Consider the following 19,337-nt stretch of genomic DNA (forward strand, 5'->3'; position numbering starts at 1 on the left):
CGGTCTCCTTCTTCGTTACTCAACCGTCAAATCCGGCGCGCTCATGGCACCGGGTGGTTGGGGCGGACGCTTGCGAAAATACAGCGGCGCAAACGCCTGCCTCTGGTTCAGTTCGAGCTGCCCTTCCCGCACCAGTTCCAGCGCGGCCGCGAAGCTCGAAGCGAAAATGGTGGCGCGTTGGGCCGGCTCGACCACGTAGCTCAAGAGGTAATCGTCCAGGCAGCCCCAGTCTTCCGAGACCTCGGTCATACCGACCAGACGCTCCAGAGAGGCGCGCGCTTCTGCGAGCGACCACACCGTTCGCTTGGCCAGATGCACCGATGTCAACACGCGCTGCTGACGCTGTGTGGCGTAGGCCGACAATAGATCGAACAATGTTGCCGAGTACTTCGGACGACGGACTTCCGCGATCGGCTCAGGATTGCCGCGGGGAAACACGTCGCGCTGGAACTGCGGCCGGTTCATCAGCCGGTTCGCCGCCTCTCGGATCGCCTCCAGCCGGCGCAGCCGGTTCGCGAGCGCAGTCGCCATTTCCTCCGCGCTGGGCCCCTCGGCGGCAGGCGGCTCCGGCAACAATAGCCGCGACTTCAGGAAGGCGAGCCAGGCCGCCATGACGAGATAATCAGCGGCAAGTTCCAGCCGGATTTTCCGCGCAGCCTCGATGAACTGCAGATATTGGTCCGCCAGCGCCAGGATCGAGATCTTGGCGAGGTCGACCTTCTGCTGCCGCGCCAGCGCCAGCAAGAGGTCGAGCGGGCCTTCGTAGCCCTCGACATCGACCACCAATGCCGGCTCGCTCTCGGACAGCTCGGCAGGCCGGCCGGTTTCGAAAGACAGGATTTCCGCGGTCATGCGTTCGCTGATCCCAGCCGGTTGATCAATGTGTCGAGCTCGGTGCGCGCGGCGATGCGATCGAAGGCACCCGCGGGCTTGCGCGAGGCGAGCGCCCGATCGACGCGCACCAGGGCCGCTCCCGACAATGCCGGCGTCTCGGCCGCGACCGCCTGCATCTCATCGAGCTTGCCGTTACAATGCAGAACGATGTCGCAGCCGGCCGCGATGATCGCGCGTGTGCGCTCGGCGATCGAGCCCGCCAATGCGTTCATGGACACGTCATCACTCATTAACAAACCCTGGAACCCGATCCGACTGCGAATCACCCGTTCGATGATTGTCGCAGAAGTCGTGGCCGGATGGGCGGGATCGATGGCGCTAAACACAACATGTGCAGTCATGGCCATCGGCAGGTCGGCCAACGGCCGGAACGCGGCGAAATCGGTGGCATCGAGCTCGGATTCGGGGGTGTCCACCGTCGGCAACCGGAAATGGGTGTCGGCCGTGGCGCGGCCATGACCGGGGATGTGCTTGAGCACGGGCAGAATGCCACCCTGCTCCAGTCCCTCGGTGACGGCACGGGCAATGGCCGCGACCTTGTCCGCCGTTTCACCGTAGGCCCGGTCGCCGATCACGGCATCGGCGCCGGAGACGGGAACGTCGGCCAAGGGCAGGCAATCCACGCTGATCCCAAGCCGCCCGAGGTCATCGGCGATGAGGCGGGCGCTGAGCCGGGCAGCCTCAAGGCCAAGCGCCGAATCAATGTCATAGAGCCGACCGAACGCGGCGCCTGCCGGATAGACCGGCCAGTGTGGCGGCCCAAGCCGCTGCACCCGCCCGCCCTCCTGGTCGATCAGCACAGGGGCATCGGCGCGGCCTGCGGCATCCCGGAGTTCATCAACAAGTGCAGTCACTTGAGCCGGCGACTGCACATTGCGCTTGAACAGGATGAAACCCCAGGGCGCAGCGTCGCGGATGAAGGCCCGCTCGGCGGGGCTGAGCTCAGGTCCGGAAACGCCGGTAATGAAGGCCCGTATGGTCATCGGGGCCGATTAGACCTCGCCCCGAGACCGGTCAAGCCAGGGTTAGTGGTTACTAAACGCGAAACACTGTCCGCCGGCAGTTTTCAACGTTCCGCACATCTGGTTGGCTTCCTCGCGCGTCGCAAACGGCCCGACAGCGGCACGGTATCGCACGCTCTTGTCAGGCATATCCACGCGCCTGATGATCGGTGAATAGCTTCCCAGCACCGAGGAATACTTGCTCTGCGTCACCTTGTAGGACGACAGCGCATCCTCTTCGCTGACCTGCGACGAAATCGAGACGAGATAACCGCCGCCGCTCCTGCTCGCAGCCGGCGCCGATTCGGTCGGCGCGACGGCTGCGACGCGGCTCGACGGCGCCGGAGCTGCCGATTGCGGGTTCAGCGAGAGCGGCGCGTTGTTGACGGATGCATTCGCATTGGCGGGCGAATTGCGCGTCGGCTTGGTCGCCGGCTTTGTTGCAGGAGGAGGCGCTGCCGCGACTGCGGCATCCCCGCCGCTGGCATCGGCCGACGTCGTACCGGCCGAATTGCCGCTGATGCGCAGCGTGCTGATCGGCCGCGGGTCGCTGTTCGGCAAGATGCCGTTGTTGCCGCCAGCCGCGGGCGGCATGCCAGCGGTCGAAACGCTCGACGGAGGCGGCGGATTGGCATTCTGATTGAGCTGCGGGAAGACCACCCGAGGGCCGACGGACCTGGAATTCACATCGACCGGGGTTTCCTCGCGCGACACCAGCTTCTCGCCGCCATCTCCGATCAACCGATCGGGAACCTTGGGCGTCGAGTCTGCCGGCGAGGCCATGATCTTGGTCGGGCTGTTGTCCGCCTTGATGATCGGAGCCTCGCCACTCCGGGTGGTCGAGAAGTAGGTCTTATAACCGAACGCGCCACCGGTGCCGAGAACGCCAAGCGCAAGGATCGCAAACACAGTGGTCATCCCACCGCCGCGGCGCTTCGGCTCCTCCTCCTCGTCGGCCTCGTCGTAGCCGTCCTGGTAGGCGTAGTGATCCTCGTGGAATTCCTGCTCGCCGTGAAAATCCTGGGCTTCATGCCCGGCCGGCCCGAACAGCGCGTCGTCGTAGCGAGACGGATCCGGCTCCGGTTCGTCGAACGCCGCCTCATGATGAAGGCCGGGATCGGTGCCAAAGCCGCGATGCGGGTCGGTGGCGCCAAAGTTCAGCTTGGCGAGGTCATCGGCAAAATCATCCCGCGGATAGGATTGGGGAGCCTCCGGCCGCGCCGCACTCTGCCGCGTCGCAAACTCCTGGGCTTCGAAATCCTGTTCGGGAAAATCCCGCGAAAGGGCGTTGGGATCCTGATAGCCCCCCGCCGCAGGATATCCGGCAGCAGGCCGCTGCGGCTCGCGCACGAGTTCCGCGAACGGATCGCGCGCGGTGGCTGGGGCCTCCCGCTGCTGATTTCGCGGGATTTCCTGCCGGTTGGCGCGCTGGATCCAGGATGGCGGCCCAGCTGACGGTGCGGGCTCGGCAACCGGCTCGACCGGCGGCAGCGGCGTTGACGGGCGCGGCGCGGCTGCGCGCGGTGCGCCGGAAGGAACATTGCGCGTGGTCTGAGCAGCGAACGGGTCGTTCTGCCCGATCAGGCGAGCGAGCTCGGCAAGCGGATCACTCTCCGGTTGCGCGGACCCGCCACCCCGACCAAAACCATCAGCGGGAAAGGGTCTATCCTGGTACCGATCAGCCATCGAATAAAGCGTCCCCGCGGGAGAACCGCAAATGCGTACTAAGGCGGACCTTGCCGGATCGAGGCCCCCAACACAAACTGCATCCGCCGACCCGGGCTACTTCATGGCCTCGGGAGCATGGACGCCCAATATAGCTAGTCCCGAGCCCAGCACCGAGACAACGCCCTGAACCATGGCTAATCGCGCCTTGGTTATCACTGCATCATCACGGTAACTGAAGCGTAAATAGGGCAAGCTGTTTCCGCGAGTGTACTGCGCATGGAATTCACTTGCAAGTTCATACAGATAGAAAGCGATCCGGTGCGGCTCATGGGCCGCGGCCGCGCCTTCGATCAGGCGAGGAAATAGCGCCAAGCGCTTTAAAATGCCGATCTCGCCGGGGTCAGCGAGCAGCTCGAGCCTCGCTTCCGCCAGGAAAGCAGCGCGCGCCAAAGGCTCCTCGGGCAGCTCCGGAATCACCTCCGCCCGGGCATTGCGGAAGATCGAATGCCCGCGCGCGTGACCATACTGCACATAGAATACCGGATTGTCCTTGGACTGCTCGATCACCTTGGCGAGGTCGAAGTCGAGCACTGCATCGTTCTTCCGGTAGAGCATCATGAAGCGGACTGCGTCGCGGCCGACTTCATCGACGACCTCGCGCAACGTCACGAAATCGCCGGAACGCTTCGACATCTTCACCGGCTCGCCATTGCGCAAGAGCTTGACGAGCTGGACGATCTTGACGTCCAGCGTCGCCTGCCCGGCCGTGACCGCCTTCACCGCGGCCTGCATGCGCTTGATGTAGCCGCCATGATCAGCACCGAATACGTCGATCAGATCGGCAAAGCCGCGCTCGAACTTGTTGCGGTGATTGGCGATGTCGGAAGCGAAGTAAGTGTAGGTGCCATCGGACTTGATCAAGGGACGATCGACGTCATCGCCGTAGGCGGTGGCGCGAAACAGAAGCTGTTCGCGATCTTCCCAATCCTCCACCGGCGCGCCCTTCGGCGGCGGCAATCGCCCTTCGTAGACGTCACCGCGCTGGCGCAGGAAATCGATGGTCTCGGCAACCTTGTTGTTGCCTGAGGCGATCAGCGAGCGTTCGGAAAAGAAGACGTCGTGGCGGATGTTGAGCGCGGCGAGATCTTCCTTGATCGCGTCCATCATCATCGCGATCGACTTGTCGCGCACGATTCCCAGCCACTGCGCCTCCGGCATCGCCTTCAGCTTGTCGCCATATTCCGCGGCCAGCGCCTGGCCCACAGGCTTCAGATAGTCGCCGGGATAGAGTCCTTCCGGAATCGAGCCGATGTCCTCACCCAAGGCCTCGCGATATCTGAGGAAGGTCGAGCGCGCGAGCACGTCGACCTGGGCTCCGGCATCGTTGATGTAGTATTCCCGCGTGACGTCGTGACCGGCGAATTGCAAAAGACTGCAGAGCGCGTCGCCGAACACGGCGCCACGGCAATGACCGACATGCATCGGGCCCGTCGGATTGGCCGAGACGTATTCGACGTTGACCCTCGCTGCGCCCGGGACCGAGGCGACCCGGCCGAAGTCGCCAACCTCGCGTAAGACGGTGCGGAGCTCTTCCGCCCAGACAGTGGGTTGCAAGGTCAGATTGATGAAGCCGGGACCGGCGATCTCGACCTTGGCCACCAACGGATCATCGCGCAGCTTTGCTGCGATCTGCTCGGCCAGATCGCGCGGCTTGGCCTTGGCTTCTTTCGCCAGCACCATCGCCGCGTTGGTCGCCATGTCGCCATGGCTGGCATCGCGCGGCGGCTCGACCACCACGCGCGCAAAATCGATGCCCTCGGGCCAATTGCCGTCCTTGGCGAGCGCGGCGCAGATCGCATGCACGCGCGCCAGCACGTCGGCGAAAAGATGCAGGTTTTGAGCTTTGTCGACCATGGGCGCCGCCTAACGTAAATCCGGGGTCGAGTCAAAAAGCCTGACATGCTCGGTGAGCGCAAAACGGTCGGTCATGCCGGCGATGAAATTGCCGATGCGGCGGGCGCACTCCCCCTCCCCGTCACGGCCATCGCGCCATTCGGGCGGCAAGGCCGCCGGATCCTTGCGGTATCGTTCGAACAGGTCGACCACGATCCGTTCGGCCTCGCGCATCACCCGCATCACCCGCTCGTGCCGGTACATGTGGTGCCACAGGAAGCCCTTGATGCTCTTCTCGGCCGCGGCCGCCTCGGCAGAAAACGCGACCAGGGGCGCGCCGTGCCGGCGGACATCATGGGCCGACATCGGCTTGACGCGGTCGAGCCTTGCCTGGGCTTCCGCCGCCACATCTGCAATCAGGAAGGAGATCAGGTCGCGCACCAGCTCCGCACCGCGCCTGATATCGTCGAGACCCGGATAATGCCGGTCGATCGCGTCGATCATGGCGGCAATCAGCGGAATCTCTTTGAGGTCGTCGACCACGAACAGCCCGGCACGCAAGCCGTCGTCGATGTCATGGGCGTCATAGGCGATATCGTCGGCCAGCGCAGCAACCTGCGCCTCCAGCGAAGCGAAGCTCCACAGCTCCAGATCGAAGCCCGCATTGAACTCGGCGATCCCGATCGGAATGGGCTCCTGGAGCGGACCGTTATGCTTGACGACACCCTCCAACGACTCCCAGGTCAGGTTCAGGCCGTCGAACTCGGGATAGCGCTGCTCGAGCGAGGTGATCACGCGCAAAGCCTGCGCATTATGATCGAAGCCGCCATGGGCCTGCAGGCATTGGTTGAGCGCCCGCTCGCCGGCGTGCCCGAACGGCGGATGGCCAAGATCGTGCGCCAACGCCAGCGTCTCGGTCAGGTCCTCGTCGAGCCCGAGCTGGCGGGCGAGCGCCCGGGCGATCTGGGCGACTTCCAAAGAATGGGTCAGTCGCGTGCGATAATGATCGCCCTCGTGGAAAACGAAGACCTGGGTCTTGTGCTTGAGCCGGCGGAAGGCGGACGAATGGATGACCCGGTCGCAATCCCGCCGGAAAGCACTCCGGGTCCGCGACGGCGGCTCTGCGACAAGCCTGCCCCGACTGCGATCGGGATCGCAGGAATAGGGAGCGCGGGGGGCAGCCATTCCGACCGACACGGCTGATTCGACCTCCGAAGGTTTGATTCCAGCGTTCGATGCACTTAACTATGGGGCGTGCCCGATACCAAATGAATTGGGCATGACGAGTGCTCCAGGAGATCCTTTGCCATGACTGCCGCCGTCACCATCAGCGAGCGTGCCGCCCGCCGGATCGGGGAAATCCTCAAGAAGGAGGATAACGGAGCCATGCTACGCATCTCGGTCGAAGGCGGCGGCTGCTCCGGCTTCCAGTACAAGTTCGATATCGACCGCAGCAAGGCCGATGACGACCTGGTGATCCAGCGCGACCAAGCGATCGTCCTGGTCGATCCGGCCTCGGTGCCGTTCCTGGCCGGCTCGGAACTCGACTTCGTCGACGACCTGATGGGCGCCTCCTTCCGCCTCAACAATCCCAATGCCACCGCCTCCTGCGGCTGCGGCACCAGCTTCTCCGTGTAATCCCCGCCGATCAGTAGACCTCGGCCTTCCGGCCGGGCCTCGTGGGGCATGTGGCGGCAGCGCAACCGGGATCTGGTGCGTTCAGCAGGCAAGCCGCGGCGTGTCCCGCAGCGCAAGCGCGTCCGGGGTCTGCATCAGACGTGGCCCTCGGTAACGAGAGGGCGCGGGGAAGGCCGGGAGCTCGCCGCCCCCATGGCCCGCCTGCAGAAAAGAAAGCAGGCGGCAGTCACCACAGGTTCGGCCGAGACATCCCGGCCTTCCCCGCGCGACGGTTTTAACGGCTGCTTCGTACTCTCCCTGGTGCGCCGGGCTTTTTGGCCACCATATCCGCGCGAAGCGAAGCTTCGTCGCGTCCGCGACAACGCGTAAGACGCGTTGCGCGGGGCATCAGCGTCGGGATGCCAGGACCATACGACTTTGACCGTCCGTGCCAGCCTGCGCTCGTCCTGCGCAAGCCTTCACGTCCATCGCAGCCCGCCTCTACGTATCGTGACGACGCGTACGCCCCTTTCGCATGAGGCGGGATGCGCGAGATCATCGTTCTGATTTGCCCGACATGGCAACCGGGTGTGTGTGCGACATGCTGGCACGACGGGCAATATGTGCATGCGCTTCATGCATGAACTGCCCGTCATGCAGCGAGCGTAGCCGGACCCGAGGTGAACGGGTCCGGCAGATCGTCTCACCGTCATTGCGAGCGCAAGCGACCTGTCCGCCGAAGAACGAAGGCGCCAGCGCTAACGGTTCTCGCCGACTTCGTAGGACGGCCGATCTGCTTCGCGATAGTGGAACAGCGAGACGTGCAGATTGGGGTTGGCGAGATTCTGTCCGGAGCGGTCCGGATCGACGACCATTTCGACATAGATCTCCAGGTCGCCGTCACGCCCTTCCTGCAACGCGATACCCTCGACCTCGCGATCGCCGGCCGGCGTCGGAAGACGAAACAGCTCTTCGACATGGCCGTTGTGCAGATTGGCGCGGTACACCGACTGCGTCGTGTTGTTCGAAGACATATAGAGCCAGTCGCCGTGGACTTTCGCGCCCTGAATGTTTTCCAGAGCCATGTCCATCGTGATGGTGCCGATGAACTTCCAGTCCTGCAGATTGTAGACGTTGATGGTGTTTCCGCTCTGCCACTCCTTGCCATAGCCCCGCTGGTGCTTGGCGTCGACGGCGACCCAGCTCGCGACATCCTTCTTCGGATTGCTCGGCGCGCCCGTCAGCTCATAGACGATCCCGGTGTAGCTCAGATCGCGTGCGTTGAAGAGCGCGACATGGCCGTTGGTATAGCCGCGGGTGGTGTCGAGCGACGCATAGATCACGCCGTCGCTGTAATCGATGTCTCCGATGTGATCCAACCCCTGAGCGAGCAGGTTTGCCGGAATCCCCGGCACGAGGTTGGCAGGCAACTGGAATGACGAGTTGCGTTGAAGCGAGTTGAATTTGCGGTCGGCGATCTCCAGGCCGTATTGCCAGGAGAAGAACCAGCGACGGCCGTCCGTCGCCATGCCTTGCGACCGATACAGGCCGGTGAAGGAGTTCGGCGGATTCTGCAGAAAGAACTGCTTCTCTTCGACAAGCTTCCACTGCTTCGTGGCACCATGATCCTCGTGCTCATGCCCCGGCACGTGCCACTCCAATTGCAGGCGCTCGCTGGCCGCATGAGCCGGCGCGAACTCTGTGGCACCGATCGCCAGTGCCGAAAAGGCCAGCGCGGTTGAGCGCATCAACGTAAGAGAAAACTTCATCGAGAATCCTTCACAATCAAATCGGTCAATCATGCCGCATCGGCATGGCAGCGCTAACTAGTGGCGGCGTGTGAACCCGTGATGAAGTTCGCGTGAACGGACAGGCCATCGAGCGGGCTTGACCGAGACCGCCTTGGCTTGGTCTAACCACATGGTCCGCCTCATCCCCTTCGGAACTCCGCCATGCGCATCGCCACCTGGAACGTCAATTCGGTCCGGCAACGGATCGAACATCTCATGACCTGGCTGAAGGAGTGCTCGCCCGACATCGTCTGCCTGCAGGAGATCAAATGCACCGACGATGCCTTCCCGCGACTCGAGATCGAGGCGCTGGGCTACAATGTGGTGACGCACGGACAAAAGACCTTCAACGGCGTGGCGCTGCTCTCGAAGCTGCCGTTCGACGAGACCAAGTCGGGGCTTGCCGGGGACGACGAGGACGTGCATGCGCGCTTCATCGAGGGCGTGGTCAGCCTGAAGCAGGGCGTGGTCCGGATCGCCTGCCTCTATCTGCCCAACGGCAATCCGGCCAATACCGAGAAATATCCTTACAAGCTGAAGTGGATGTCGCGCCTGCGCGATTATGCCTGTGAACGGCTGAAGACCGAGGAGCCGCTGGTGCTCGCCGGCGACTTCAACGTGATTCCGCAGGCGGTCGACGTTCACAATCCGGACGCCTGGGTCACCGATGCGCTGTTCCGCCCGGAGACCCGCGAGAGCTTTCAGGCCCTGCTGGGCCTCGGCCTCACCGACGCACTGCGCGCGGTCACCGATGCGCCGGGCCAGTACACCTTCTGGGACTACCAGGCCGGGGCCTGGCAGAAGAATCAGGGCCTGCGAATCGATCACCTGCTGCTGTCGCCGCAGGCCGGTGACCGGCTGGTCGAGGTCGGCATCGACAGCTATGTGCGGGCCTGGGAGAAGCCATCCGATCACGTGCCGATCTGGGCGGATTTCGATCTCGAAGCGGCGTAAGGCTTTCAACCTTCCCCCGAGGATCACTCATCATGATCAGCAGACGCGACCTCCTTCCGCTTGCCCTCTCTCCACTCCTCGCTGTCAGTCTCACGCCGCGCGCGCGGGCGCGCGATCTCGCCGGCGTCGACGCCGCGCTCACCAAGCTCGAAGCCGATAGTGGCGGCCGACTCGGCGTCGCACTGCTGGACACGGCAAGCGGCGAGCTTGCAGGCCATCGCCTCGACGAGCGCTTTCCGATGTGCAGCACCTTCAAGGTGCTGGCCGCCGCAGCGATCCTCGCCAGGGTCGACGCGGGCGCCGAGCAGCTCGCGCGTCGCATCCGCTTCGCCCAGGCCGACATCTTGTCCTACGCCCCGGTCACCAAGACGCATCTCGATTCCGGAATGACGGTCGCCGAGCTGTGCGAGGCCGCCGTCACGCTCAGCGACAACACGGCCGCCAACCTCCTGCTGGCCTCGTTCGGCGGCCCGCCCGCTCTGACGCATCATGCGCAGTCCCTCGGCGACTCGCTCACGCGTCTCGATCGCATCGAGCCCGATCTCAACGAGGCCACGCCCGGCGATGTCAGGGATACGACAACGCCGGCTGCGATGGCGCGAACGCTGGCGAAGCTCACCACGGGCGAAGCGCTCTCGCCCGCCTCGCGCGAGCTGCTGATCGGCTGGATGGTCGGCTGCAAGACCGGCGCGTCCAGGCTGCGCGCAGGGCTCCCGAGCAACTGGCGCATCGGCGACAAGACCGGCTCCGGCGGGCATGGCAGCAGCAACGACATCGCGGTGATCTGGCCGCCGGGCCGCGCGCCGCTGATCCTGACCAGCTATTTGACCGAGACCGATAACGCGTCCGACGACAAGCGCAACGCAGTTCATGCCGAAGTCGGACGGATCGTGGCACGGCAGTTCGGCTAGAGCACGGTCCGGAAAACTGGAAACCGGTTTTCCCTCGCGACAAACGCCATAGGCGTTTGCGCGGAGATCATGCTCAATCAGAGAGATGAGATCATGATGCGATTCTTTCCAATCGCATCATGATCTAACGCGGCGCGACAGAAAGCACCTTGAACATCGGATACGACGCCGCCGTGCCGAACTTGCCGACAACGGGTCCGTCGTCGACATAGCCACGCGCGAGATAGAATCGATGCGCGGTCTCGGTGCTGAGCAACGTCACACGCCGGGCGCCGCGCTCGGCCGCACGGGCCTCGAGCGCGGCCAGCAGCGCGGAACTGACGCCGGAGAAGCGCGCCTGCGGAGCGACATAGTTCAGGGGGATCTCGCCGCTATCCCGGACACCGCCCACCGCGACGATGGCTCTGTCTCGGATCGCGACCAGCAGGGAGCGGCCGTCATTGTCGGCCCAGGTGGCGACATTCTCGGAGGTCTTGTTGGCCAGCCAGCGGCTCAGAATATCCGCGTCATTGCGGTGATCGGCGCTGCAGAGCTGCGCGATCGAGGCGCGCAACACGGCGCAGGCCTCATGCCCATCGGCGGGCGTCGCATCTCGGATGATCATCGCGTCCCCTCTTCAGTCGGGGACTCGCTGCATTCCCCGTCAGTCCCGCTTGCCCTGAACCCAGTGCTCGAGCATCTGCAGCGCCATGGCGCGGTCATCATCGGAGGCCTGCGCAAAGGCGCGGTTATAGCTCTCCTTGATCCAAGCCTCGTCGGCGCCTGCCCCTTCCCGCGCCAGGGTCAGGAACATCAGCCCGCGCGCGGGCTGGCGCGGCAGCCGATCGCCGTTGAACAGCATCTGGCCGAGCAGCGCCTGGGCCTGGTGCTGGCCCTTCTGGGCCGCCAGACCGAGCCAGCGCGCGCCGTAGCGGAAGTCGTCCCGCGAAGCGTCCGAGGTCTTCAGATACAGCCGCGCCAGATCATATTGAGCGTCGGCATTGCCGAAATAGGACGCAGCATAGGAGAACATCTCCCGCGCCCGGTCCGTGTCTGGCTTGACCTTCGAGTTCGGGATGCCGCTCAGATAATACCGGCCGAGCGCAACGAAGGCGTTCGCCACGATCTGCGCCTGCGGCGCCGACGGACTATCCTCGGCATGGGCATTGGCGATCCGGCTGAAATAGTCAAATGCACGCAGATCGTCCTGCGCGACGCCGTCGCCGGCAGCGTACATGCGCCCGAGCTTCCACTGCGCAATCGGATGACCCTCGTCCGCCGCATATTGCAGCGCCGTCAGCGAGGTCGGCTGCGGCGCCGCGGTCGCGGCGGTCTGCGGTACCGCCTTCCGCAACGCCGCCGCACCGGCGGCGGACGGAACCGTGGCTACAGGGATGGTCGGCTCCTGATTGACCGGTGCACCGTCGAATGCAAATGACGGCTGCGCCAGCGCCAACGGGGCGACGCCCAACATCAATGCAAAAATGATACGGTCAGATGTCCGCATAGCAATATGTCTCTTGCGCACTACCGGGGTGGGTGACGGCCCCCGCCACTGCTGGCCCAACCTGCTGGGCATATTTCCAAAGCACGCCCGACATATGATTCGTCGCGCGCGGCTGCCATTTGGTTTTGCGTTCCGCAAGCTCGGCGTCGGTCAAATTTACGTTAAGCCGACCGGCGATTGCGTCGATCTCGATGATGTCGCCGTCCTCGATCAGTGCGATCGGGCCGCCGACCGCGGCTTCCGGCCCGATATGCCCGATGCAGAAGCCGCGGGTCGCACCTGAGAACCGGCCGTCGGTGATAAGCGCGATCTTACCGCCCATGCCCTGGCCGGTCAGCGCCGCCGTGGTCTGCAGCATCTCTCGCATGCCCGGGCCACCGCGCGGTCCCTCATAGCGGATGACGATGACTTCGCCTTCCTTGTAGGTGCGCTTCTGAACCGCCTCGAAGGCGTCCTCTTCCCGGTCGAAGCAGCGGGCCGGCCCAGTGAATTTCAAATTCGACATACCCGCGACTTTCACGATCGCGCCCTCCGGCGCGAGATTGCCTTTCAGACCGACGACACCTCCGGTCGCAGTGATCGGCTGATCAGCCGGCCTCACCACATCCTGGTGCGGATTCCATTTCACGCCTTTGAGGTTTTCGGCGATCGTCCGGCCGGTGACTGTGAGGCAGTCGCCATGCAAATAGCCATGATCGAGCAACGTCTTCATCAGAAGCGGAATGCCACCAGCTTCGAACAGGTCTTTGGCGACATAGCGGCCGCCCGGCTTCAAATCCGCGATATATGGTGTCTTTTTGAAGACTTGAGCTACATCAAACAAATCGAATTTGAGGCCGGCTTCATGCGCGATCGCTGGTAGATGCAACGCAGCATTCGTCGAGCCGCCGGACGCCGCGACCACGGCCGCAGCGTTCTCCAGCGACTTGCGGGTGACGATATCGCGCGGCCGGATGTTGGCGGCGATCAGCTCCATCACCTGCTCGCCGGCGGTCATGCAGAAGGCGTCGCGGATCTCATAAGGTGCTGGAGCGCCAGCGGAATATGGCAGCGCAAGGCCGATCGCCTCGGAGACGGTCGCCATCGTGTTGGCCGTGAACTGGGCGCCGCAGGCTCCCGCCGACGGACAGGCGACGCGCTCGAGTTCGTCGAGGTCGGCGTCCGACATCGCCCCCACCGAGTGCTTGCCGACCGCCTCGAACATGTCCTGCACGGTGACCTGCTGGCCGCGGAAATTGCCGGGCAGGATCGAGCCGCCATAGATGAAGATCGAGGGCACATTCAGCCGCACCATCGCCATCATCATGCCGGGCAGCGATTTGTCGCAGCCGGCCAGCCCGACCAGCGCGTCATAGGAATGGCCGCGGATGGTGAGCTCGACCGAATCGGCAATGCACTCACGGGACGGCAGCGAGGAGCGCATGCCATCGTGGCCCATCGCGATGCCGTCGGTCACGGTGATGGTGCAGAACTCGCGCGGCGTGCCGCCGGCATGCGCGACGCCCTTCTTCACCGCCTGTGCCTGCCGCATCAGGGCGATGTTGCAGGGGGCAGCCTCGTTCCAGCAGGAGGCGACGCCGACGAAGGGCTGGTGGATCTGGGCCGTGGTGAGGCCCATCGCATAGAGGTAGGACCGATGGGGCGCGCGTTCAGGACCTTCCGTCACGTGACGGCTGGGCAACCTGCGCTTGATGTCGGTCTTGGCGTCCATCGCGAATCTGGCTTTCGCCGACACCAATGCGAGACAAGAAAACCCGTTTCCCTGAAATGGATTTCCTCTCCCTCACGCGCCGGTCACTCACTGAAAGCAATATTTCACGAAGGGGTGTGGCCAAAAAGCGGCGCAGTCGTGGAGGGCCTGAGATTGCAACATGACGCTCGCAATCTGTTGCGATCTCGCAACGTTCGTGGCCGGCACGCAACCATTTTCGGTTATATAATACCTTGACGGCCAACCACCTCGGCCCGTGTGACGCGCGGATTCAGCCCCTACGGCCAAGCGGGGCCTGAGCGAGGATCCCGGAGACCCAGTCCAGGAACACCCGCAGGCGCAAGGTCAGCTGGCGATTCTGCGGATACAGCGCCGAGAGCGGGGTCGGCGACGGCGGGTAATCGGTCAGGATCTCGACCAGCGCGCCTTCGGCGAGATCGTCCGCAAAGCGGTAGCGCGGCGCCTGGACCAGGCCCAGCCCGAGCTTGGCGAGGTCGGCCGAGGTGTCGGAATTGTTGACCGTGACGCGGCTCGGCAGCGTCACCTGCCGGACCGTCCCGCCGGCGCAGAACTCGAGCGGCAGCACCTCTCCGGTCCGCGACGAGATGAAGCCGACCATCTGGTGGCCATCGAGCTCGTCGGGCGTCGCCGGCATGCCGTGCTTGGCGAGATAGGCCGGGCTTGCGACGGTGATCTCCTCGATCATGCCGAGCCGACGGAGAATCATCCCGCTATCCTCCGGCTCGCCGGCGCGGATCACGCAATCGACGCCCTCTCGCAGCAGATCGACCAGGCGATCGCCCTGCCCGATCCGCAGATCGAGGAGCGGATAGCGCGCCAGGAAGTCCGGCAGATGCGGCAGCAGGAAGGTGCGCGTGAGGTGCGGATGCGCATCGATCCGCAACAGCCCGCGGGGCTGAGCTTCGCGCAACGCGACCTCCGCCTCCTCCAATTCGGCCAGGATGGCAACGCAGCGCCGATAATATTCCTCGCCGTCCAGGGTCGGCGTGACATGCCGGGTGCTCCGCTCCAGCAGCCGTGCGCCGAGACGAGCCTCGAGCTGTTGCAGCGTTTCACTCGCCGTCGAGCGGGGCACGCCGAGGTCGGCGGCCGCCGCCGTGAAGCTCCGGCGCTCCACCAGCCGGACGAACAGGCGCATCGCATCGAACCGATCCATGCGCGATTGTTCGCTTGGCCCGACAAGTCATGTCAAGTTGCCTGGGATGATCTGCCCCGACAGCCCAGCTATCGATCTCGCACCGAGACAGGACCGATACGGAGCTGGACATGCCATTTGCGAACATCAAGGTGCCACAAGCCGCGCTTTCCAAGGCGCAGAAGGAGGAGATCGTGCATCGCGTGACCTCCATGTTCGTCGACTATTTCAGCGAGGCGGCGCGGCCTCACGCCATGGTGCTGATCGAGGAGGTGCCCGACGGCGGCTATGGACGCGCCGACGAGGTGTTCGTGATCCCGCAAGCCTACCGCGCAAAGGACTGATGAACGCGCCTACCTACTCCGTAGAGACGCCGGCCGCCTTGATCATCGGCCACCATTTGCCGATCTCGGCGCGCTGCTGCGCACCCAGCGCCTCCGGCGTCAGTTGATCCGGCGGCGTCATCTGCAGTCCCAAATTCTTGAGCTGCTTCTGCACCTCCGGGTCGTTCAACGCGGCCACGGCGGCGGCATTGAGCTTGGCAATGACGTCGCGGGGCGTCCGCTTCGGCACCCACAGGCCCGACCACAGCGTCATATGAAAGCCCGGCAGCCCCGTTTCGTCGGTGGTCGGAATCTCCGGCGCGCTCTCGACGCGCTTGTCATCGGTCACGGCATAGGCCCGGATCGTGCCGGCGCGCACCTGATTGATCGAGTTCGAGGTCTGGTCGACGATGAGATCGATCTGACCGGCGACGAGATCGTTCAGCGCGGGTCCGGTCCCGCGATAGGGCACGAATTGCAGCTTGATGCCGGTGGCCTGTTCGAAATAGAGCCCGGCGATATGGCTGCCGGAGCCGTTGCCGGCCGTGCCGGCGGTGGCCGGCTCGGGACGCGATTTGAGCCAGGCCAGCAGTTCGGCCAGCGATTTCGCCGGCACCGCGGTCTTGCTGACGATGATCATCGGGTTGCTCGGCAACAGCACCACGGGCTCGAGATCGGCCACGAGGTCATAACCGAGCTTGTAGACCGCGCCGTTGGCGACGTGGGTGCCGAGATGGCCGAAGCTGACCGTGTAGCCGTCCGGCGCCGAGCGTACCGCGCGGCCGACACCGATCGAACCGCCGGCGCCGGTCACGTTCTCGATCAGCACGGCCTGGCCGAGCGTCCGCTTCATGTGCTCACCCAGGATCCGCATCATTGCGTCCGACGGGCCGCCGGCCGCGAACGGCACGATCACGGTGATCGGACGCGAAGGGTAGTCATCGGCGCGAGCGGGCGCGGCCAAGGCCGATAGCGCGAACAGGACAGCACAAAGCAAGCGTCGCATCACGTCCTCCCTCCTGGAGCATGATCTTCGCGGAAAAGCTCTACGCGCTTGTCCGGATCATGCCGAGGCCGCGGTGCTGATCGTTACTTAGAATTGCGCGTAGTCGATCGGCTGGTGACGATCGAGCGTGCGGGCAACCGGCGGCAGCGGATATTTAAGCCCTGTCGCGCAATTGAACAGCATCACGCGGTCATTTTTTGTGACGCGCCCGTCGGCAAGACTCTGCTTGTAGGCCGCATAGGTCGCAGCTCCTTCCGGACACAAGAGCAGCCCCTCCTCGCGCGCCACTTCAGTGAGCGCAGACGAAATCTTCTCGTCATCGACCGCGATGGCGAAGCCTTTGCTCTCGCGAACGGCGCGGAGGATCAGAAAATCTCCGACCGCCTGCGGCACCCGGATGCCCGACGCGATCGTATGCGCATCTTCCCAGCGCGTCGCATGCTCGACACCTGCTTCAAAGGCACGCACCATCGGCGCGCAGCCCGAGGCCTGCACCGCGACCATGCGCGGGCGCTTGCTGCCGATGAAGCCGATCTTCTCCAATTCGTCGAACGCCTTCCACATGCCGATCAGGCCGGTGCCGCCGCCGGTCGGATAGAAGATCACATCGGGCACGTCCCAGCCGAGCTGCTCGGCGAGCTCGAGCCCCATCGTCTTCTTGCCCTCGATCCGGTACGGCTCCTTCAAGGTGGAGGTATCGAACCAGCCGACCTTGGCCTTGCCCTCGCCGACGATCTTGCCGCAGTCGTCGATCAGGCCGTTGACGCGGTAGACGGTCGCGCCCTGCAGCTCGATCTCGCTGACATTCACCTCCGGCGTATCCGCCGGGCAGAAGATGGTGGTCTTGATGCCGCAGCGGGTCGCATAAGCCGCGAGCGCCGCACCGGCGTTACCGTTGGTCGGCATCGCCATGTGCTTGATGCCGAGCGCCTTGCCCATCGACACCGCCATGACCAGCCCGCGCGCCTTGAACGAGCCGGTCGGCAACCGCCCCTCGTCCTTCACGATGATCTCGCCGCCGCCGAGCTTGGCCGAGAGCTTCGGCAGGTTGATCAGCGGGGTCATGACCTCGCCGAGGCTGACGATGTCCCGGCATTTGCGCACAGGCAGCAGTTCGCGATAGCGCCACAGGTCCGCGGGACGCTGGCCGAGCGCCTCCTTGCTCAACGACTTTTTGACGCCGGCAAGATCATAGCGCACCAGCAGGGGCTTGCCGGCCTTGGAGAGATTATGGACCTGATCCGCCGGATAGTGGTCGCCTTCCATCGCGCATTCGAGATGGGTGACGAAAGTCGGGCGCTCGATGGTGAGGTTGTCGCTGGATTGCACGGCCTGTTTCTTTCCTGCGTCGATCGCAATTCGTTGCGCGTCATTGCGAGGAGCGCGAGCGACGAAGCGATCCAGACCGATTCTGCAGACGCATGTCTGGATTGCTTCGCTTCGCTCGCAATGACTGTCATTCAGATGTTCAGCACGCGCCCGTAAGCGTCGAGCACGGCTTCCTTCATCATCTCCGACAGGGTCGGATGCGGGAACACCGTGTGCATCAGCTCTTCCTCGGTCGTCTCCAGATTCATCGCGACGACATAACCCTGGATCAGCTCGGTGACCTCGGCGCCGATCATATGCGCGCCGAGCAGCTGGCCGGTCTTCTTGTCGAAGATCACCTTGACCAGGCCCTGGTCTTCTCCGAGTGCAATCGCCTTGCCGTTGCCGACGAACGGGAAGCGGCCGACGCGGATCTCGCGCCCCTGCTCTTTCGCCTTCGCTTCGGTCAGGCCGACGGAAGCGACTTGCGGATTGCAATAGGTACAGCCCGGAATCATGAGCTTGTCCATCGGATGCGGATGCAGGCCCTTGATGGCTTCGACGCAGATCACGCCCTCATGCTCGGCCTTGTGCGCGAGCATCGGGGGACCCGCGACGTCGCCGATGGCGTAGATGCCGGGTACGTTGGTCTTGCCATAGCCATCGATCACGATGCAGCCGCGCTCGGTCTTCACCCCGAGCTTCTCGAGCCCGAGATTCTCGATGTTGCCGACCACGCCGACCGCCGAGATCACGCGCTCGAACTCGACCGTCTGCAGCTTGCCTGGGGCCTCCTCGATGGTCGCCACCACGCTGTCGGCCTTCTTCTCCAGCTTCTTCACGCCGGCGCCGGTGAGGATCTTGATGCCCTGTTTCTCGAAGCGCTTGCGCGCCAGGCCCGCAATCTCCGCATCCTCGACCGGGAGGATCTGCGGCAGCACCTCGACCACGGTGACGTCGGAGCCCATGGTGTGGAAGAAGGATGCGAATTCGATGCCGATCGCGCCGGAGCCGATCACCAGCAGCGACTTCGGCATCTTCTCCGGCACCATCGCCTCGAAATAGGTCCAGATCAGCTTCTTGTCCGGCTCGAGCCCCGGCAGCACGCGCGGCCGCGCGCCGGTCGCGACGATGATGTGCTTGGCCTGATAGGTGCCCTCGCCGAGCGCACCCTTCGGCGCTTCGACGTCCGATTTGGTCACTGTTATCTTGCCGGGCGCGTCGATCGTGGCGCGGCCCCAGATCACCGAGACCTTGTTCTTCTTCATCAGGAAACCGACGCCGTCGTTCAGCCGCTTCGAGACGCCGCGCGAGCGAGCGACCACCGCCTTCGGATCATATTTGATGTTGTCGGCGGACAGCCCGTAATCCTTGGCGTGCTGCATGTAGTGATAGATCTCGGCCGAGCGCAGCAGCGCCTTGGTCGGGATGCAGCCCCAGTTCAGGCAGATACCGCCGAGGTAGGATTTCTCGATGATCGCGGTCTTGAGGCCGAGCTGGGCAGCGCGGATCGCGGCCACATAGCCGCCGGGGCCGGAGCCGATGATGATGACGTCAAAGTTCGTGTCGGCCATAACGGTTCCGATCTCAGCTTGGATTTGTAGGGTGGGCAAAGCGAA

Annotated in this window: 17 protein-coding genes; 4 read left to right on the forward strand and 13 right to left on the reverse strand. The window is 64.2% G+C overall.

Going from position 1 to position 19,337, the window contains the following annotated elements; genetic code table 11:
- Positions 1–15 precede the first annotated feature (15 nt).
- From QX071_RS18870 to QX071_RS18890, 5 genes are all read right to left on the reverse strand, one after another.
- Complete coding sequence (locus tag QX071_RS18870; protein ID WP_315704130.1) at positions 16–852, reverse strand: ScpA family protein; 837 nt, start codon at positions 850–852, stop codon at positions 16–18.
- Positions 849–1,877 carry a beta-N-acetylhexosaminidase gene (gene nagZ, locus QX071_RS18875; RefSeq protein WP_315704131.1) on the reverse strand — a complete coding sequence of 343 codons (1,029 nt, stop codon included), beginning with the start codon at positions 1,875–1,877 and terminating at the stop codon, positions 849–851. The genes QX071_RS18870 and nagZ overlap by 4 nt, the downstream gene beginning before the upstream one ends.
- 42 nt (positions 1,878–1,919) lie before the next feature.
- Positions 1,920–3,581 carry an SPOR domain-containing protein gene (locus QX071_RS18880; protein WP_315704132.1) on the reverse strand — a complete coding sequence of 554 codons (1,662 nt, stop codon included), beginning with the start codon at positions 3,579–3,581 and terminating at the stop codon, positions 1,920–1,922.
- 96 nt (positions 3,582–3,677) lie between these two features.
- Positions 3,678–5,477: an arginine--tRNA ligase gene (argS, locus tag QX071_RS18885; RefSeq protein WP_315704133.1), complete on the reverse strand. Its 1,800-nt coding sequence runs from the start codon at positions 5,475–5,477 to the stop codon at positions 3,678–3,680.
- Between the two features lie 9 nt (positions 5,478–5,486).
- Positions 5,487–6,653 (reverse strand): deoxyguanosinetriphosphate triphosphohydrolase, encoded by a 1,167-nt coding sequence (locus tag QX071_RS18890; RefSeq protein WP_315704134.1) that lies wholly within the window; start codon positions 6,651–6,653, stop codon positions 5,487–5,489.
- Positions 6,654–6,764: 111 nt separating this feature from the next.
- On the opposite strand from QX071_RS18890, the gene erpA reads away from it, so the two are divergent.
- A complete protein-coding gene (gene erpA / locus QX071_RS18895) occupies positions 6,765–7,094 on the forward strand; it encodes an iron-sulfur cluster insertion protein ErpA (RefSeq protein ID WP_315704135.1) in 330 nt (109 codons plus the stop codon).
- Positions 7,095–7,831: 737 nt separating this feature from the next.
- On the opposite strand, the gene QX071_RS18900 is transcribed toward erpA, so the two are convergent.
- The gene (locus QX071_RS18900) at positions 7,832–8,842 is read right to left on the reverse strand and encodes a PEP-CTERM sorting domain-containing protein (protein ID WP_315704136.1); all 1,011 of its coding nucleotides are present in this window, start codon (positions 8,840–8,842) and stop codon (positions 7,832–7,834) included.
- 183 nt (positions 8,843–9,025) lie between these two features.
- On the opposite strand from QX071_RS18900, the gene xth reads away from it, so the two are divergent.
- Together xth and bla are read left to right on the forward strand one after the other, a co-directional pair.
- Complete coding sequence (gene xth, locus QX071_RS18905; protein ID WP_315704137.1) at positions 9,026–9,817, forward strand: exodeoxyribonuclease III; 792 nt, start codon at positions 9,026–9,028, stop codon at positions 9,815–9,817.
- A gap of 32 nt (positions 9,818–9,849) precedes the next feature.
- Positions 9,850–10,728 carry a class A beta-lactamase gene (gene bla / locus QX071_RS18910; RefSeq protein WP_315704138.1) on the forward strand — a complete coding sequence of 293 codons (879 nt, stop codon included), beginning with the start codon at positions 9,850–9,852 and terminating at the stop codon, positions 10,726–10,728.
- Positions 10,729–10,852: 124 nt separating this feature from the next.
- Here bla and QX071_RS18915 read toward each other — a convergent pair whose 3' ends face one another.
- From QX071_RS18915 to QX071_RS18930, 4 genes are all read right to left on the reverse strand, one after another.
- Complete coding sequence (locus tag QX071_RS18915) at positions 10,853–11,332, reverse strand: GNAT family N-acetyltransferase (RefSeq protein WP_315704139.1); 480 nt, start codon at positions 11,330–11,332, stop codon at positions 10,853–10,855.
- 39 nt (positions 11,333–11,371) lie between these two features.
- Positions 11,372–12,214, reverse strand: coding sequence for a tetratricopeptide repeat protein (locus QX071_RS18920; RefSeq protein WP_315704140.1), 843 nt, complete (start codon positions 12,212–12,214; stop codon positions 11,372–11,374).
- On the reverse strand, positions 12,201–13,925 hold the full coding sequence (ilvD, locus tag QX071_RS18925) for a dihydroxy-acid dehydratase (protein ID WP_315728940.1): 1,725 nt from the start codon (positions 13,923–13,925) through the stop codon (positions 12,201–12,203). The genes QX071_RS18920 and ilvD overlap by 14 nt, the downstream gene beginning before the upstream one ends.
- Before the next feature lie 271 nt (positions 13,926–14,196).
- Entirely contained in the window at positions 14,197–15,102 is a 906-nt protein-coding gene (locus QX071_RS18930; RefSeq protein WP_315704142.1) for a LysR family transcriptional regulator, read from the reverse strand.
- 110 nt (positions 15,103–15,212) lie between these two features.
- Between QX071_RS18930 and QX071_RS18935 the strand changes: the two genes are divergently transcribed.
- Positions 15,213–15,425, forward strand: coding sequence for a 4-oxalocrotonate tautomerase family protein (locus QX071_RS18935; RefSeq protein WP_315704143.1), 213 nt, complete (start codon positions 15,213–15,215; stop codon positions 15,423–15,425).
- A gap of 13 nt (positions 15,426–15,438) precedes the next feature.
- On the opposite strand, the gene QX071_RS18940 is transcribed toward QX071_RS18935, so the two are convergent.
- The 3 genes from QX071_RS18940 to lpdA form a co-directional block, all read right to left on the reverse strand.
- Positions 15,439–16,410, reverse strand: a complete 972-nt coding sequence (locus tag QX071_RS18940) for a tripartite tricarboxylate transporter substrate binding protein BugD (RefSeq protein WP_315704144.1) — start codon at positions 16,408–16,410, stop codon at positions 15,439–15,441.
- Positions 16,411–16,497: 87 nt separating this feature from the next.
- Positions 16,498–17,739, reverse strand: coding sequence for a threonine synthase (locus QX071_RS18945; protein ID WP_315704145.1), 1,242 nt, complete (start codon positions 17,737–17,739; stop codon positions 16,498–16,500).
- A 131-nt stretch (positions 17,740–17,870) separates the two neighbouring features.
- Entirely contained in the window at positions 17,871–19,292 is a 1,422-nt protein-coding gene (gene lpdA / locus QX071_RS18950; RefSeq protein ID WP_315704146.1) for a dihydrolipoyl dehydrogenase, read from the reverse strand.
- Positions 19,293–19,337 lie beyond the last annotated feature (45 nt).

The sequence above is a fragment of the Bradyrhizobium sp. SZCCHNS1022 genome (genome assembly GCF_032484835.1).
Taxonomy (GTDB): Bacteria; Pseudomonadota; Alphaproteobacteria; order Rhizobiales; family Xanthobacteraceae; genus Bradyrhizobium.

Bases quoted from the DNA above. Each gene is read 5' to 3' on its own strand.
- QX071_RS18870 (WP_315704130.1), bottom strand. From the start codon at position 852: ATGACCGCGGAAATCCTGTCTTTCGAAACCGGCCGGCCTGCCGAGCTG.
- nagZ (WP_315704131.1), bottom strand. From the start codon at position 1,877: ATGACCATACGGGCCTTCATTACCGGCGTTTCCGGACCTGAGCTCAGC.
- QX071_RS18880 (WP_315704132.1), bottom strand. From the start codon at position 3,581: ATGGCTGATCGGTACCAGGATAGACCCTTTCCCGCTGATGGTTTTGGT.
- argS (WP_315704133.1), bottom strand. From the start codon at position 5,477: ATGGTCGACAAAGCTCAAAACCTGCATCTTTTCGCCGACGTGCTGGCG.
- erpA (WP_315704135.1), top strand. From the start codon at position 6,765: ATGACTGCCGCCGTCACCATCAGCGAGCGTGCCGCCCGCCGGATCGGG.
- QX071_RS18900 (WP_315704136.1), bottom strand. From the start codon at position 8,842: ATGAAGTTTTCTCTTACGTTGATGCGCTCAACCGCGCTGGCCTTTTCG.
- xth (WP_315704137.1), top strand. From the start codon at position 9,026: ATGCGCATCGCCACCTGGAACGTCAATTCGGTCCGGCAACGGATCGAA.
- bla (WP_315704138.1), top strand. From the start codon at position 9,850: ATGATCAGCAGACGCGACCTCCTTCCGCTTGCCCTCTCTCCACTCCTC.
- QX071_RS18915 (WP_315704139.1), bottom strand. From the start codon at position 11,332: ATGATCATCCGAGATGCGACGCCCGCCGATGGGCATGAGGCCTGCGCC.
- QX071_RS18920 (WP_315704140.1), bottom strand. From the start codon at position 12,214: ATGCGGACATCTGACCGTATCATTTTTGCATTGATGTTGGGCGTCGCC.
- ilvD (WP_315728940.1), bottom strand. From the start codon at position 13,925: ATGGACGCCAAGACCGACATCAAGCGCAGGTTGCCCAGCCGTCACGTG.
- QX071_RS18930 (WP_315704142.1), bottom strand. From the start codon at position 15,102: ATGGATCGGTTCGATGCGATGCGCCTGTTCGTCCGGCTGGTGGAGCGC.
- QX071_RS18935 (WP_315704143.1), top strand. From the start codon at position 15,213: ATGCCATTTGCGAACATCAAGGTGCCACAAGCCGCGCTTTCCAAGGCG.
- QX071_RS18940 (WP_315704144.1), bottom strand. From the start codon at position 16,410: ATGCGACGCTTGCTTTGTGCTGTCCTGTTCGCGCTATCGGCCTTGGCC.
- lpdA (WP_315704146.1), bottom strand. From the start codon at position 19,292: ATGGCCGACACGAACTTTGACGTCATCATCATCGGCTCCGGCCCCGGC.